The sequence below is a fragment of the Nocardia sp. NPDC051750 genome, assembly GCF_044453135.1.
GTDB lineage: Bacteria > Actinomycetota > Actinomycetes > Mycobacteriales > Mycobacteriaceae > Nocardia.
Genome location: NZ_JBITCK010000003.1, coordinates 430,373 through 444,285, shown reverse-complemented (window position 1 = coordinate 444,285; position 13,913 = coordinate 430,373). Strand labels below are relative to the sequence as shown.

General features: G+C 68.5%; 15 protein-coding genes. 7 read left to right on the top strand and 8 right to left on the bottom strand.

All coding sequences use genetic code 11. The annotated features are described in order from the left end of the window. Positions 1-8: 8 nt before the first annotated feature. Positions 9-836, bottom strand: a complete 828-nt coding sequence (locus ACIA75_RS15755; protein ID WP_397104285.1) for a mycofactocin-coupled SDR family oxidoreductase — start codon at positions 834-836, stop codon at positions 9-11. A 232-nt stretch (positions 837-1,068) separates the two neighbouring features. On the opposite strand from ACIA75_RS15755, the gene ACIA75_RS15750 reads away from it, so the two are divergent. Continuing rightward, positions 1,069-2,307, top strand: coding sequence for a cytochrome P450 (locus ACIA75_RS15750; RefSeq protein ID WP_397104283.1), 1,239 nt, complete (start codon positions 1,069-1,071; stop codon positions 2,305-2,307). Between the two features lie 116 nt (positions 2,308-2,423). On the opposite strand, the gene ACIA75_RS15745 is transcribed toward ACIA75_RS15750, so the two are convergent. From ACIA75_RS15745 to ACIA75_RS15735, 3 genes are all read right to left on the bottom strand, one after another. Beyond that, complete coding sequence (locus tag ACIA75_RS15745) at positions 2,424-3,224, bottom strand: polysaccharide deacetylase family protein (RefSeq protein WP_397105342.1); 801 nt, start codon at positions 3,222-3,224, stop codon at positions 2,424-2,426. Between the two features lie 223 nt (positions 3,225-3,447). Beyond that, positions 3,448-3,684, bottom strand: a complete 237-nt coding sequence (locus ACIA75_RS15740) for a hypothetical protein (RefSeq protein ID WP_397104281.1) — start codon at positions 3,682-3,684, stop codon at positions 3,448-3,450. Between the two features lie 48 nt (positions 3,685-3,732). Continuing rightward, complete coding sequence (locus tag ACIA75_RS15735) at positions 3,733-4,680, bottom strand: endonuclease/exonuclease/phosphatase family protein (RefSeq protein ID WP_397104279.1); 948 nt, start codon at positions 4,678-4,680, stop codon at positions 3,733-3,735. A 45-nt stretch (positions 4,681-4,725) separates the two neighbouring features. Between ACIA75_RS15735 and ACIA75_RS15730 the strand changes: the two genes are divergently transcribed. Beyond that, positions 4,726-5,079, top strand: coding sequence for a protein kinase (locus tag ACIA75_RS15730; protein ID WP_397104277.1), 354 nt, complete (start codon positions 4,726-4,728; stop codon positions 5,077-5,079). Positions 5,080-5,091: 12 nt separating this feature from the next. On the opposite strand, the gene ACIA75_RS15725 is transcribed toward ACIA75_RS15730, so the two are convergent. Next, entirely contained in the window at positions 5,092-5,646 is a 555-nt protein-coding gene (locus ACIA75_RS15725; RefSeq protein WP_397104275.1) for a TetR/AcrR family transcriptional regulator, read from the bottom strand. A gap of 84 nt (positions 5,647-5,730) precedes the next feature. On the opposite strand from ACIA75_RS15725, the gene ACIA75_RS15720 reads away from it, so the two are divergent. Continuing rightward, positions 5,731-6,534, top strand: a complete 804-nt coding sequence (locus tag ACIA75_RS15720; protein WP_397104273.1) for an SDR family NAD(P)-dependent oxidoreductase — start codon at positions 5,731-5,733, stop codon at positions 6,532-6,534. Between the two features lie 136 nt (positions 6,535-6,670). On the opposite strand, the gene ACIA75_RS15715 is transcribed toward ACIA75_RS15720, so the two are convergent. Further along, the gene (locus tag ACIA75_RS15715) at positions 6,671-6,796 is read right to left on the bottom strand and encodes a hypothetical protein (RefSeq protein WP_397104271.1); all 126 of its coding nucleotides are present in this window, start codon (positions 6,794-6,796) and stop codon (positions 6,671-6,673) included. Between the two features lie 273 nt (positions 6,797-7,069). On the opposite strand from ACIA75_RS15715, the gene ACIA75_RS15710 reads away from it, so the two are divergent. Both ACIA75_RS15710 and ACIA75_RS15705 read left to right on the top strand, forming a co-directional pair. Beyond that, positions 7,070-7,840, top strand: a complete 771-nt coding sequence (locus ACIA75_RS15710; RefSeq protein ID WP_397104269.1) for a nucleotidyltransferase domain-containing protein — start codon at positions 7,070-7,072, stop codon at positions 7,838-7,840. Between the two features lie 198 nt (positions 7,841-8,038). Next, positions 8,039-8,530, top strand: coding sequence for a hypothetical protein (locus tag ACIA75_RS15705; RefSeq protein ID WP_397104267.1), 492 nt, complete (start codon positions 8,039-8,041; stop codon positions 8,528-8,530). Between the two features lie 127 nt (positions 8,531-8,657). Here the strand turns inward: ACIA75_RS15705 and cobN are convergent, their stop codons facing one another. After that, entirely contained in the window at positions 8,658-12,290 is a 3,633-nt protein-coding gene (gene cobN / locus ACIA75_RS15700; protein WP_397104265.1) for a cobaltochelatase subunit CobN, read from the bottom strand. A 299-nt stretch (positions 12,291-12,589) separates the two neighbouring features. Further along, complete coding sequence (locus ACIA75_RS15695) at positions 12,590-12,919, bottom strand: hypothetical protein (RefSeq protein WP_397104263.1); 330 nt, start codon at positions 12,917-12,919, stop codon at positions 12,590-12,592. Positions 12,920-13,449: 530 nt separating this feature from the next. On the opposite strand from ACIA75_RS15695, the gene ACIA75_RS15690 reads away from it, so the two are divergent. Then, a complete protein-coding gene (locus ACIA75_RS15690) occupies positions 13,450-13,716 on the top strand; it encodes a hypothetical protein (protein WP_397104261.1) in 267 nt (88 codons plus the stop codon). Beyond that, a complete protein-coding gene (locus ACIA75_RS15685) occupies positions 13,713-13,892 on the top strand; it encodes a hypothetical protein (RefSeq protein ID WP_397104259.1) in 180 nt (59 codons plus the stop codon). Before ACIA75_RS15690 ends, ACIA75_RS15685 begins: the two co-directional genes overlap by 4 nt. Positions 13,893-13,913: the final 21 nt, after the last annotated feature.

The following is a 13,913-nucleotide window of genomic DNA, read 5'->3' as shown; positions in this document are numbered from 1 at the left end:
CGGTCTGTTCAGAGCGCCCCGCCCGCGTCGACCATCTGGGTGGTTCCGGTGACGTAGCGGGCGGCGTCGGACACCAGGTGCAGAACGGTGTCCGTGATGTCCTCCGGCTCCGCCGCCACGACCGGGAGACGGTTGAGGGTGCGGGCGGCCTCGTCGAAGTCGGCGCGGGTCGGGTTCTCCAGGTCCGGACGGAACAGCCGGTAGGTGGCGTCGTTGAGGATCATCGGTGTGGCGACCGTCGACGGGTGGACCGTGTTCACCCGGATGCTGTGCGGGGCCAGCTCCTTGGCCAGCACCTTCATCAGCATGACCAGACCGGCCTTGGAGGCCGAATAGTGCGCGGTGTTCTCGTTGGCATAGACCGCCGCCAGCGAGCTGGTGATCACCACGGAACCGCCGCGGCCGCCGTCGATCACCTGCGGCACCGCGGCCTTCAGCGTTTTCCAGACCCCGGTGAGGTTGACGTCGATCATGTCCTGCCAGACCTCTTCGCTCATCTCGAGGGTCGGCGCGGGGCTGGAGATTCCGGCGTTGGCGACCACGATATCGAGCCGCCCGAAGGCGTTCACGCCCTCGGTGACCGCAGCGGTCAGAGCCGCATAGTCGCGGACATCGGCGTCGCGGGCCACGATCCGGCGACCGGTGGCCTCGACCAGCCGGGCCGTCTCGGCGAGGTCGTCGGCATCGGCCAGCTCGTAGGGGACACTCGCGATCTTCGCGGTGGTGTCGACGGCGATGATATCGGCGCCTTCCCGGGCGAAACGTACCGCGTGGCTCCGTCCCTGCCCCCGGCCGGCACCGGTGATGAATGCGACCTTGCCATCCAGAATGCCCATGAACTGCTCCGTATCCACAGTGAGTGATTCGCCGCCGGCACCAGCGACAATATGACACGAACTGCCAAAAGTCGACCGCCGCACCGGCCACCCGAATACGTTGGTCCGGACCGTTCGCCGGATATGACATATGATCGCGATGTCCCGCAGCGCGGCGGTACCGGCCGATTCCCATCAGGACCGACGACTCGTTTTCTCCTGCCGTTGTCCGCCGACCCGCCTGGAGCAAGCCATGACCACCCCGCCGGATCTCGGGCGTGCGCACCCCTCGCCCGGACGAGGCGATGAACAGCGCGTCGCACTGCATACCCCCGAGTTCGCTGCTCATCCCCACCACGCCTACCGCGAAATGCGCGAACGCTACGGCTCCCTGGTGCCGGTGGAGCTGGCTCCCGGGGTCCCCGCCACGCTGGTGATCGGGTACCGCACCGCGCTGCGAATTCTCAATGATCCCGATCGTTTTCCCGCCGATCCCCGCACCTGGGAGCAGACCGTCGCCGAGGACTGCCCGGTGCTTCCGGTCCTGCAGTGGCGCCCGAACGCGCCACGCAGTGCGGGTTCCGCGCACGCCCGCTACCGCGGGGCGACCACCGCGGCCCTCGACGGCGTCGACCTGCACGCCGCGCGCCGCACCGTAGAGCAGTTCGCGGTGCCGTTGATCAACAAGTTCTGTTCGGCGGGGTCGGCGGACCTGGTTCGCGAGTACGCGTTTCCGCTCACCTTCGAGGTCATCAACGCGATGCTCGGCTGCCCGCCCGAGATCAGCGAACGTGCCGCCGCGGCCACCGCGGCCATCTTCGACGGTATCGATGCCGAAGCGGGAAACCGGATGTTCGGCGAGGCAGTCGGCGACCTGGTGAATGCCAAACGCACCGAACCCGGCGACGACATCACCACCCGGCTGTTGCACGACCCCGCCGGCTTCGACGACGCGGAGATGCTGCACCAGGTCCTCGCGCTCTACGGAGTCGGGATGGGCCCCATGCAAAGCCTGATCATCAACGCCCTCAGTCTCATGCTGACCGACAACAGGTTCGCCGACGATATGCTCGGCGGCTCCGTCTCGACCCGGGACGCCCTGGACGACGTCCTGTTCGACGATCCGCCACTGCCCAACGCGAGCGTCACCTACCCCCGGCAACCGGTCCTGATCGACGGCACCTGGTTGCCCGCGCACGAGCCCGTGGTGATCAGCCTCGCCGGTTGCAACAACGACCCGGCGATCCGCGCGGGCAACCACACCGGCAACCGCGCGCATCTGGCCTGGGGCGCGGGCCCGCACAGCTGCCCGGCGCAGCACACGGCATATGTTGTCGCACAGGAGGCCATCGACCAGCTACTCGACGCCCTTCCCGAGATCGAACTGGCCATTCCCGCAGGGGACCTGACCTGGCGGCCGGGTCCACTCCATCGCACCCTCGCCACGCTGCCGGTTACCTTCCCGCCCTCGCCACCCCTGCACATCCCCTGAAGGTTCATGGCCGGCGAGGTACCAGCCCATGAGAGAAGGGCCTTGGTCAGCGGCCGGGATCACGCACGGATTCACATCGGTGTCGCCGCGAGCGCTCGGCCGAGTCCTCGCCCGGTTCAGGCGACGGTGAGCACATCGTCGAGCGTAACCAGGGACAGATTGCGCTCCCGGATGATGTCCACCAACTGGCCGTAGCAGCGCGTGACCGGCGGAAAGTTGGCGTGCCCGATGACGATCGACTGCGGAGTGAAGTATCTGCGGGCGCAGTCGATCAGGTATTGCTCGGTGATGAGCCCGGAATCCGACAGCGAGCCGTACCACATGACCGGCACGGTGTACCCGAGGTCGGCGGCGACCCGGTCCACCCGGGCATTGTGCCGGCCGAACGGCGGCCGGTAGTACGGCATCCCGTCGACACCGAACATATTCTGCAGGAACAACTTACAGCGCGAAAGGTCATCCGCGACGGCGAGATCGGACAGTGCGGTCAGGTCGGCGTGGTCCCAGGTGTGATTGGCGAGCTGGATCTGCCCGGACTCCACGAGCGGGCGCAGTTCATCGCGATGCTCGATCCACGATTGGTAGTAAGCGGTGACGAAGAAGGTGAATCGCGCCCCCGTATCCTTCGCAAACCTGATGTAGGCGCCGACGACCTCCGCACTGGCTCCATCGTCCACGGTGAGCGCCATACTGCTTCCCGGCCCCGGCAGCGCGGTGATGGTGGCGGGCGGGATCGACGTCTTCCGGCCAACCGGTGGCGGCAGCAGCGCCGGTCGAACCGGCGCCCGGGCCGGACCGGCCACCTCGGGCCTTTCCGGCGCGTCCACAGCGACGGGATCACCTTGCGCCGCACTACAGCCGGCCACCGCCATCGCGGTCCCCGCGGCCATCATCGACAACATCGAACGCCTGTCCATCGCCACCCCGATCACATCGAATCGCGCTACCGCAAAGACACAGTGACGTGCTGTTATGCGTTCGGGACTCTACCGGCGTGACGGGAGAACCTACGGAATCGCCACGCAGATGAGCCACGCCCTCGGCCACTTCGGCCGCCCGGGCCGATCGGCATACGAATCATCACGGACCCGAGGCGCAGATCGCCCCGGCGCCAGGAGCGCCGGGGCCGGCGGTCCGGAATCAGTGTTTGTTGCGCTTCGTAGTCGATTTGCTCGGCTTCTTCTTGGAATTGCTGTCACTGTCCGGTTCCCATTCGTAACCGGGTGTGCCGTTCGCACAATAGGAATCGGCGACCTTCGTATCGGTGGCGTCGAATTCGCACCAGCGGTCGCTGCCGCAGGCGGCGGAACCCAGGCCGGCGGTGAGAGCGATGACGGCGGTGCAGGTAAGGGTGCGGAGCCGGGAGCGGGTGTACATGTTCGGTCCTCGTGGATCGGTGGGGAAAGGTGCCGGTGACGACGTGGATCAGGTGGTGAGCCGGAGCCGGGCCAGGACGGCCCGATGGTCGGTGCCCGGGATGGTCAGCGTGCCGATGGTGTCGGTGGTGCCGCCGGACACCAGGATGTGGTCGATTCCGATCAGTGGGCCCCACGATTTATCGGCCGGGTAGGTGAGCAACCGGCCGGCGCCCGCCTGTTCCGCGGCGGCATCGAAACTCCCGTTCACCAGAGTCCGGAAGGCGACGTGGTCGCTCGTCGCATTGAAATCGGCGCCCACGACCACCGGCCCCTCTGATTCCCGGAGGATCGCGTCGACAGTGCGCATCTCCCGTGCCCAGACGGCATGGTCGGCGGTGGGCGGAATCGGGTGGAACGCGTACACCGCGAGCGGGCCGAGCGCCGGGTGTTCGAGGGTCGCGGAGAGATTACGCAGGGTGAACCCTTCGTGCTTCACCTGGCCGGACAGCGGGAAACGGCTGTAGATTCCGGTACCGCTGCCACCGAGCCCCGGTTCGAGATACTGGTGCGGGAACAGCTGGTCGATTCCGGCAGCGGTCAACCGCTCCACCGCGGACGGGGTGAGTTCGTTGACGGTGAGCACATCGGCCCGCCCGGCCCGGGCCGCGGCCACGACCGCCGCCATATCCGCCTTGCCGAACAACACGTTCGATTGCAGGATCGTGAACTCGGTTCCGGTCGCGGCGCGGCCGTCGGGGACGTACAGCGGCAGCTGGGTCCACAACACCCCGGCGAGCACGATCCCCGCGGCCACGGCACTGCGCCAGCCGCGGGCCAGCAGGAACAGCAGCAGGGCGGCGAGGGCGCCGAGCATCAGGTAGGTCGCGCCCGAGGCCAGCAGGATGAGCTCCTGTCGTTGCCAACCACCGAAATAGAGCGCTATACCGAGGCCCCCGGCGATCAGCGCACACCACCCCGCGCCGAGCAGGACCCGGCGGACAATTCTGTGCTTCACACTCGTCAACCTATCCGGCACGGTTGCGAAAACCTTGCCGGGAGCTTGCCCGCACCGCAGCACTCGCGGAACGGAGCCGACGCGATATCCGAGCAAACCGAGCCGGAAGCCGGGCGCCGGTTTCGACGCGCCATTCTGCCGCGCGCCGCCGATATGTCCGCGTTCCCGCACGGCACGCGGCACGAACATGTGCTGCTCGGCGATTTCGGGATCGCCAAGGCCGTCGCCGAATCCACCTCGCTGACGGAGACGAGCGCACTGGTGACGACCGTCCGTTACGCGGCGCCGGAGGTGCTGTCCGGGTTCCCGGCCGGGCCGGCGGCCGACCAGCACTCACTCGGGTGCACCCTGTTCCATCTGCTGACCGGCCGGCCACCGTTCGACGCCGACAACGGCTGAACAGCGGGGCGCTCAGGCCGCGGCCAGTCCACGGAGAACGAGTTCGATGTGATGCGCGCGGGCTCGCGTATCGGGGACCAGCTGGGCGATGCGGATGAGTCCGAGGAGTTGGTAGGCGATATCGCCGGCGGTCACATCAGGTGCGAGGGTGTGGTCGGCGCGCGCACGGCGGACGGCCTCCTGCCCGATCTCCGTGAGGTGCACGAGGCAGCGTTCGAGGTCGGCGTTCGACGGGGGGCCGGCGGCGAGTAGGTCGACCATCGCCTGATTGCCGACGAGTTGATCTGTCGTCGCGGCGAAGAACGTGCGCAGAGCCGCGAGCGCGGATAGCCCTTCGGGCAGGGTCGCTTCGGCGAGTTCGGCGAGATCGGTCCCGGTGACCGCCTGGAGCAGGCTCTCGCGGGTGGGGAAATGCCGGTAGAGGGTACCGATACCGACACCGGCCGCGGTGGCGATTGCCCGCATATCCACCGTTATCCCGTTGTCCCGGAGGGATTCCCGTGCGGCCGTCAGAATCCGCTCCCGGTTGACGGCGGCGTCGCGCCGCTGTTTCCGCTCCGCTGTCACTGTCTCACTATAGCGAAGCGGAACATCGGTTCCTCTTGATGTACGCTGATCCGGAACACATGTTCCGGAAAGGGCGTGGAAGGTATGCGAACGATCGTGATCACCGGAGGCACCGACGGTATGGGTGCGGCACTGGCACGACACTTCCTGGACGCGGGCGATCGGGTGGTCGTGATCGGCCGCAGCCGCGCGAAATTCGAAGCTCTGCAGCAGGTCCCGAACAACCGGGCCGAGTTCATCGCGGCCGATCTGTCGTCTGTCGCCGAGAGCCGCGACATCGTCCGGCGACTGCGGTCCCGGTACGAACGCATCGACGCCCTCGTCCTCGCGGCGTCGTTCATCCGGCAACGCCGCCACGTCACCGCCGAAGGTCACGAAGCGTCCTGGATCCTCTTTTTCGTCTCGAAATATCTGTTCGTCACCGGGCTGGCCGACCGGCTCGGCGCGGCCGCCCGGCCGATTGTCGTGAACACGGCAGTACCGGGCGCGCGCGCCGACGCGATCGACTTCGACGACCTCGGTATGAGCCGGAGGTTCAGCTTCGCCCGGTCGAACGCGCAGCAGCGGCGCGCCAACGAGTTACTGGGCCTGCTCGCCACCGGCCACGACCCGCGTCTCGCGTACGTGACGTGGGGGCCCAGCGGGCTGGTCCGCACCGGATTCGCCGGCGAGGTCGGCCCGGCGATGAAGATCTCCGCCGCGGTACTCGGCACACTCGTGGGCACACGACCGGAATCCGCCGTGCGCCCGATCATCGACCTGATCGACACCCCGGTTCCGGGCCGGGCCGCCTACCGCGGTGCGAAGAAACGGCCGCTTGTCACCGGTGATCACGACCGGGAGGACATCGCACGTCTGGTGCAAGTCGTCGAACACGAGCTGGGGTGACCCCGCCGGCCCCCGGCCCGGCAGCCGCAACCAGCTCGTCCCCCGGTAGCTCCGGAACGCGTTCATGTCCCGAGCCCGCAGACAGGGACCCGGCCCGCCCCGAGGTTCGGTTCGAGCCGGATCCGCAGCGTTCAACTCACTGAATGAGCGAGCTGCCGGTCACGACCAGCCCGATCACGCTCTGCAGTATGCCCGCGCCGGCAGTGATGGCGACGGCGACCAGACTGATGATTGCGGATGCCAATCCCATGATGAACTCCACTTCGGTAAGGGTTTTCCGACTCCGCCCGGGTAGTCGGAAAACCGGGCCCACGCCCCGGGGCCCGGCAGGTCCGACCGTATACAGCCGCAGGTGGGAGGGGTCCCGACGGCGAGCTCACGGCCGGAACAGGTGTGCTGCATCAGGTCCCGGCGCCCTGGTGTGCGGCGTTCGAAACCTGGATGCGCACGCGGCGCCGCGCGGATACGGTGTCCGGCGAAGCGAGCAGCGCCGCGCCGTCCGGTCCCGGGCCGGCGCCGGATCAGGAAGGGCCCCGTGCGCACCGACGAGGATTTCGTGGCATATATCGCCGACCGCTTGGCGGCCCTGCCCGGCGTTGCCGCCGTCTCGCTCGGCGGATCGCGGGCCCAGGGCACGCACGGCCCGGACAGCGATTGGGACTTCGCTCTCTACTATCGCGACCGGTTCGATCCGGCGTCGTTGCGTGCGATCGGATGGGACGGGGAAGTCTCCGAACTCGGCGCGTGGGGCGGAGTGTTCAACGGCGGCGCCTGGCTGACGGTCGACGGCCGCGCTGTCGATGTGCACTTCCGCGATCTCTCGGTGATCGAACACGAGCTCGCGGAGGCCGAACAGGGCCGCTTCCGCTGGGAGCCGCTGGCGTTCCATCTCGCCGGTATTCCGAGTTACCTGGTGGTGGGTGAGCTCGCGGTGTCCCGGGTACTGCGCGGCGACCTGCCGCGACCCGGGTTCCCCGACGCCATGCGGGAGGTCGCGCCGCCGATCTGGTGGCGCCAGGCCGACCTCACCCTGCGCTACGCCCGCTCCGCGCACGCGCCCCGCGGGCGGGTCACCGAAACCGCCGGCGCCCTGGCCACCGCGGCCATGCAGACCGCGCACGCGATCCTGGCCGGGCGGGGTGAATGGGTGACCAACGAGAAACGGCTGCTGGAACGTGCCGGTCTGCGCGAGATCGATAGCGTGATCACCCGGTTGTCCCCGGATTCCACCCAGCTCGCCGGGCAGATCGATGCGGCCCGGCAGTTGTTCGAATCCGCTGCGGACACGGACCGGCGCGCCCGGTGACCACGCAGTAACGGTACGGTCTCGGCAAGATCGAATATCACAGGTTCGGTACCAATGACCTCGCGGGTTGGGCACGGTGCCGTGTCGGCCCTAGGCTCGCGGAGGGCCGGGCACAGCTCGGCCTTGTTCGACGGCCCACCGTCTACGCCCCTGCGGGAGGTGGCGCCGAGTGATACGAGACCCGGAAAAAGGATGAGGATGAAAAAGACTCTTGTGACCGCCGCCGCGGTCGTCCTGCCCCTCGTCTTCGCGACTCCGGCCATCGCCGAACCCACCCCCGTGGAACCGGGCCCGCCCGCCGCGGTCCTCGCCGAACCGGCCGCCGCCGGACCGCTGGGCACCACCTTCCCGATCCGCACGGGCGGCGATATGGCCATCACGGTCCGGCCGTCCGACGCCGAGGTCGCGCCCCGCGCGGACGGTCAGTCGGTGCTGGTCTTCGAGGTCGGCGCGGAGCAGACGGCGGGTATGCCCTACTTCCTGCCGACCCTGGACCTGCGGATGGTGACGACGAACGGCGATATGGTCTATCCGCTCACCGACGTGCCCGGTGAATACCCCGCCGGTTTCATCGAGCCGGGCAAGCCGCGCAGCGGACTGGTCGCCTTCGGACTCACGGACGGGCAGGTGCCGAAGGAAATCGTCTTCGCCACCAACGACGACTTCGTCCAGAGCGCTTGGACCCTCTGACCGGCCGCCTCCGCTACGGCGTACCCGGAGCTGCCCCGGCACATCCGTAGCCGGGTCCCCGTCGAGCACAACACCCAGGTCCCGCGCTTCAGCCGGACAGGGCACGGCGAACTACGTCCGTGGACCCCTACTCCAATTCGCCCTCGGTCTCGAGATAGATCTGGCGCAGCCGGTCGAGGGTGTCCTGTTCGGGTTGGGCCCACAGCTGCCGCTCGGCGGCTTCGAGGAGCCGTTCGGCGATACCGTGCAGGGCCCACGGGTTGGACTGCTCCATGAACTTGCGGTTCGTCTCGTCGAAAACGTAGCTCTCGGCCAGTTTTTCGTACATCCAGTCGGCGATCACATCGGTGGTGGCGTCGTAACCGAACAGATAGTCCACGGTCGCTGCCATCTCGAAGGCGCCCTTGTAGCCGTGCCGGCGCATGGCCTCGAGCCAGCGCGGGTTCACTACGCGCGCGCGGAAAACGCGGGTCGTCTCCTCGGACAGGGTCCGGGTGCGGACCGCATCCGGGCGGGTGCTGTCACCGATGTAGGCCTCCGGGTTCTTACCGGTCAGCGCCCGCACCGTGGCGACCATCCCGCCGTGGTACTGGAAGTAGTCGTCGGAGTCGGCGATATCGTGTTCGCGGGTATCGGTGTTCTTCGCGGCCACCGCGATACGGCGGTAGGCGGTGCGCATATCCTCGGCCGCGGGGGCGCCGTCGAGGTCGCGGCCGTAGGCGTAACCACCCCAGGTGGTGTAGACCTGCGCGAGATCGTCGTCGGTGCGCCAGCTCTTGGAGTCGATGAGCTGGAGCAGACCGGCGCCGTAGGTCCCGGGTTTCGAGCCGAAGATCCGGGTGGTGGCGCGGCGTTCGTCACCGTGCTCGTCCAGTGCCGAAACTGTGTGGGCGCGCACGTAATTGGACTCGGACGGTTCGTCGAGCGCGGCCACCAACCGGACGGCGTCGTCCAGCAGGGCCAGCACATGCGGGAAAGCGTCGCGGAAGAAACCGCTGATCCGGACCGTCACATCGATGCGCGGGCGGCCCAGTTCGGCCAGGTCGACGACCTCGAGCGAGGTGACGCGCCGGCTCGCTTCGTCCCAGATCGGCCGCACTCCGAGCAGCGCCAGGACCTCGGCGATATCGTCGCCGGAGGTGCGCATCGCGGAGGTCCCCCACACCGACAGGCCCACCGATCGCGGATACTCGCCGTGGTCGGCCAGATAGCGCTCGAGCAGCGAATCCGCCATGGCTCGCCCGGTTTCCCAGGCCAGCCGCGACGGCACCGCCTTCGGGTCCACCGAATAAAAGTTGCGGCCGGTCGGCAGCACGTTGATCAGCCCGCGCAGCGGCGAGCCGCTGGGCCCGGCCGGAATGAAACCACCGTTGAGGGCGTGCAGGACGCGGTCGATTTCGACGGCGGTCCCGCGCAATCGCGGTACCACCTCCGTCGTCGCGAACCGCAGCACCGCGGCCACGGCACCCCGGTCACCACCGGCGTCGCCGAAGAGTTCGCCGGAAAACCGTTCGACGAGACCGTCCACCGCCGCCGGTGCCCAGTCCGCGGCCTGCAGCGCCATCAGCAGCTCGCGGGCACGCGCCTCCACCGCGTCGACGCGTTCGCGTGCCTCGTCACCGGATTCGCTGAGCCCCAGCGCTTCTCGCAGGCCCGGTACCGACATCTCGCCGCCCCACAGCTGCCGGGCGCGCAGCATGGCGAGGACCAGATCCACTTCGCTCGTACCCGCCGGCGCACGACCCAGAATGTGCAGGCCGTCGCGGATCTGTACATCCTTGATCTCGCACAGCCAGCCGTCGACGTGCAGCAGCATATCGTCGAAGGTTTCTTCGTCCGGGCGCTCCGCCAGCCCCAGATCGTGGTCCATTTTCGCCGCGCGCATGAGCGTCCAGATCTGCTGCCGGATCGCGGGCAGTTTCGCCGGGTCGAGCGCCGAGATATTGGCATGCTCGTCCAGCAGTTGTTCGAGCCGGGCGATATCGCCGTAGCTCTCCGCCCGGGCCATCGGCGGGATCAGATGATCCACCAGCGTCGCGTGGGCTCGCCGTTTGGCCTGGGTGCCCTCACCCGGATCGTTCACCAGGAACGGGTAGATCAACGGGAGGTCGCCGAGGGCCGCATCGGTGCCGCAGGCGGCCGACATACCCAGGGTCTTACCCGGCAGCCACTCCAGGTTTCCGTGTTTGCCGAGATGCACCATCGCGTCGGCGCCGAAACCGCCCGATTCGGTCGCGGTGGCGAGCCACCGGTAGGCGGCGAGGTAGTGATGGCTGGGCGGGAGGTCGGGGTCGTGGTAGATGGCCACCGGGTTCTCGCCGAAACCGCGCGGCGGCTGCACCATCAGCACGATACTGCCGAAACGCAATGCCGCGATCACGATTTCGCCGCGCGGATCGGCCGACCGGTCCACATACAGTTCGCCCGGCGGCGGGCCCCACGCCTCGATCACCGCGTCCCGCAGCTCGTCGGGCAGCGTGTCGAACCAGGCCGTGTAGATATCGGCGCCGATCCGGATGGGGTTGCCTTCCAGCTGTTCGGCGGTCAGCCAGTCCGGATCCTGACCGCCGGCGGCGATGAGGGCGTGCATCAGCGCGTCACCGTCGCCCTCGTCGAGGCCGGGAACGGCACCGGGGGCGCCGAGATCGTATCCGGCGGCGCGGAGTTCGCCGAGCAGGGCGATGGCACTGGCGGGGGTGTCCAGGCCGACGGCGTTGCCGATCCGGGCATGTTTGGTCGGGTAGGCAGACAGCATGAGTGCCAGCCGTTTCCGTTCGGCCGGGATATAGCGCAGCCGGGCGTGCCGTACCGCGATACCGGCGACCCGGGCGGCACGCTCCGGGTCGGGGACATAGGTCGACAGGCCGTCGGCGTCGAACTCCTTGAAGGAGAACGGCACTGTGATGATCCGCCCGTCGAATTCGGGCACCGCGACCTGAGTCGCCACATCCAGCGGGGACAGCCCGTCGTCGTTGGCCGCCCATTGGGCGCGGCCGCCCGTCAGGCACAGGCCCTGCAGGATCGGGATGTCCAGTTCGGCGAGCGCACCGATATCCCAGGCTTCGTCGTCACCGCCCGCCGACGCCGTGGCCGGTTTGCTTCCGCCCGCCGCCAGCACGGTGACCACGAGGGCGTCGGCCTGCCGCAGGGTGGCGAGCAGTTCCGTTTCCGCTGTCCGCAACGACGCGCAGTAGAGCGGCAGCGGCACCGCACCGGCCTCCTCGATCGCGGTGCACAGGGCGTCGATATAGCCGGTATTGCCCGCCAGGTGCTGCGCCCGGTAGTAGACGACACCGACCGTCGGCTTCCCGGCCACCGGATCCGGGTGCCGGGCGTCCCGCTCGAGCCGGCCCCAGCTGGGTAGCTGCACCGGGGGTTCGAAGCCGTGACCGGTCAGCAGCACGGTATCGGACAGGAAGTTGTACAACTGGCGGAGATTCTGCGGCCCGCCCGCCGCCAGATAGTTGTGTGCATCGGAGGCCACGCCGACCGGCACCGTCGAACACTCCATGAGCTCGGCATCGGGAGCCATCTCCCCGCCCACGGCCACCACCGGTACGCCGCTGTCGCGCACCACGGCGAGACCGTCCTCCCAGGCACGTTTGCCGCCGAGGATCCGCACGACCACCAACTCGGCGCCGTCCAGCAGGGCGGGCAGGTCGTCCACCAGCAACCGGGCCGGATTGCCCCACCGGTAGTCGGCGCCGCTGGCGCGCGCGCTCAGCAGATCGGTGTCGGAGGTGGACAGCAGCAGAATCACAAGGGTGACCTTTCCTGGGGTGACGCGCCCGTCGGGGGTTCTCGGTGCTCGCCGGAGAGGGTCTGGCTGTGTCAGTGGCGCGACCGCACCGGAGTTCCACCGGTTTCCTCGTCACCCGTCGAGCGCTCGCATGGTATCGCGCCCGCCGGATGGTCCCGTCCCGGGCATACGGCACATTCCACCGAGTACCGGGCGGCCGCGGCCCCGGTCACGCCGGCTCGCGCAGGTGAGGTTCCGCCGAACCCGGCCCTCCCGACGTGACTCCGCCCGCACCTCCGGCTCACCGCGGCGCGCGGGATCTATGCCGTGAACAGTGCCACGAACAGCAGCACGGTGACCACGACGAGTACCGGAGTCGCGAGCTTGGTGACCCGTGCGCGATAACGCCCGGGGAAGGCGAAGGGCAGGACTGCGGCGGTGACGGTCGCGGCGGGGAGAGCCCAGACGGTACCGAAGATCAAGCCATAGCCGTGCGGGTCGGCCAGGGGGTCGGTGGCGAAACGCGACGTGAGCACGAGATGCACACAGCGCAACCAGATCAGCCCGGCCACGCCCCCGACGACACCGGCCAGCAGGGCGATCACCCAACGGAAATCGGACGGTCGCAGAGGATTCCGGGGCGGACTCACCGGATTCGCTCCGCGGTCACCGTGACGATCTCGATGGCCGGGCCGCATACGTCCCTGACCCCCGCGGAAGCGTCTCTTGCGGACTCGGACACCAGCGAACCCGTGCCGGGTGCGCTCGTCGGATCCGAGCACTGTGCACGGGTGGACGACAAGCTGGGTCGATGTGTACAGCGGGGCCGCCCCGCGGCGTATCGGGGCCGAGCACGGGCGGTAGCCGGGCATGGTTTCATGAACACCCTTTCCACGGTCGCAGCCCAGCACGCGGGCCGACGCAGCAGCTGACAATCAGCCGGCCGGTAGCCCGTCGAATCCGGCGGGCAGACCTCCCGACAGTGCTGCGCACCTGCGCCATCGACAGCGCGGACGGAATCACCCACCCGGCACCACCGCATTCCGGAGCGGCCGTCCCCTGCCCGGTCGTTCCGGAATCCGGCCGGACTCGGCGACACACCCGACCACGGCCGAGCCGCGGAGTCAATCTACGAAGCCGCGCCCGGGACCCCTCCCGGCCCGCCGCTGAAACGATCCCGATGTCCCGGGCATGCGGCCGGGTGGACATCGATATCGGGAGAATCGTCACGGAGTTCCTGTGTCTCCTCGTGGTCGCCGGGTTCGTAGCACTCCTCTTCGTTCTGCGCGCGCAGCGCACCAACCGGAAGGTCCGGATGTCATGTGGTGAATGCGCGTACAAGACCGCATGGTCACCGAAGTCGCCGGCCGAGGCGACGCTGGTGGGCCATTACGGGCAACGGCACCCGGGCATCGCTCCCAGCGGCCTGCTCGAGTGGCGGCAGTGAACAGCGGGTTCCACCCGCAGCAACCGCGGGGCCACATCCTGTTCACCCGGTTCGATACCGACCGTGCACTCGGGATGGGCTCGGGCGATTTCGGCATGCTGTACTCGTTCATCGACCCGGCGGGCCTGCTCGCCGCCGGCTTCGGGGCTACGCGCACCTACTGGGACTGTTCCTGAGCACACCGTCCGCCGGGCGGT

Coding starts and splice junctions, on each gene's coding strand:
- ACIA75_RS15690 (WP_397104261.1), top strand. CDS start 13,450: ATGTCCCGGGCATGCGGCCGGGTGGACATCGATATCGGGAGAATCGTC.
- ACIA75_RS15750 (WP_397104283.1), top strand. CDS start 1,069: ATGACCACCCCGCCGGATCTCGGGCGTGCGCACCCCTCGCCCGGACGA.
- ACIA75_RS15745 (WP_397105342.1), bottom strand. CDS start 3,224: ATGGACAGGCGTTCGATGTTGTCGATGATGGCCGCGGGGACCGCGATG.
- ACIA75_RS15755 (WP_397104285.1), bottom strand. CDS start 836: ATGGGCATTCTGGATGGCAAGGTCGCATTCATCACCGGTGCCGGCCGG.
- ACIA75_RS15740 (WP_397104281.1), bottom strand. CDS start 3,684: ATGTACACCCGCTCCCGGCTCCGCACCCTTACCTGCACCGCCGTCATC.
- ACIA75_RS15720 (WP_397104273.1), top strand. CDS start 5,731: ATGCGAACGATCGTGATCACCGGAGGCACCGACGGTATGGGTGCGGCA.
- ACIA75_RS15705 (WP_397104267.1), top strand. CDS start 8,039: ATGAAAAAGACTCTTGTGACCGCCGCCGCGGTCGTCCTGCCCCTCGTC.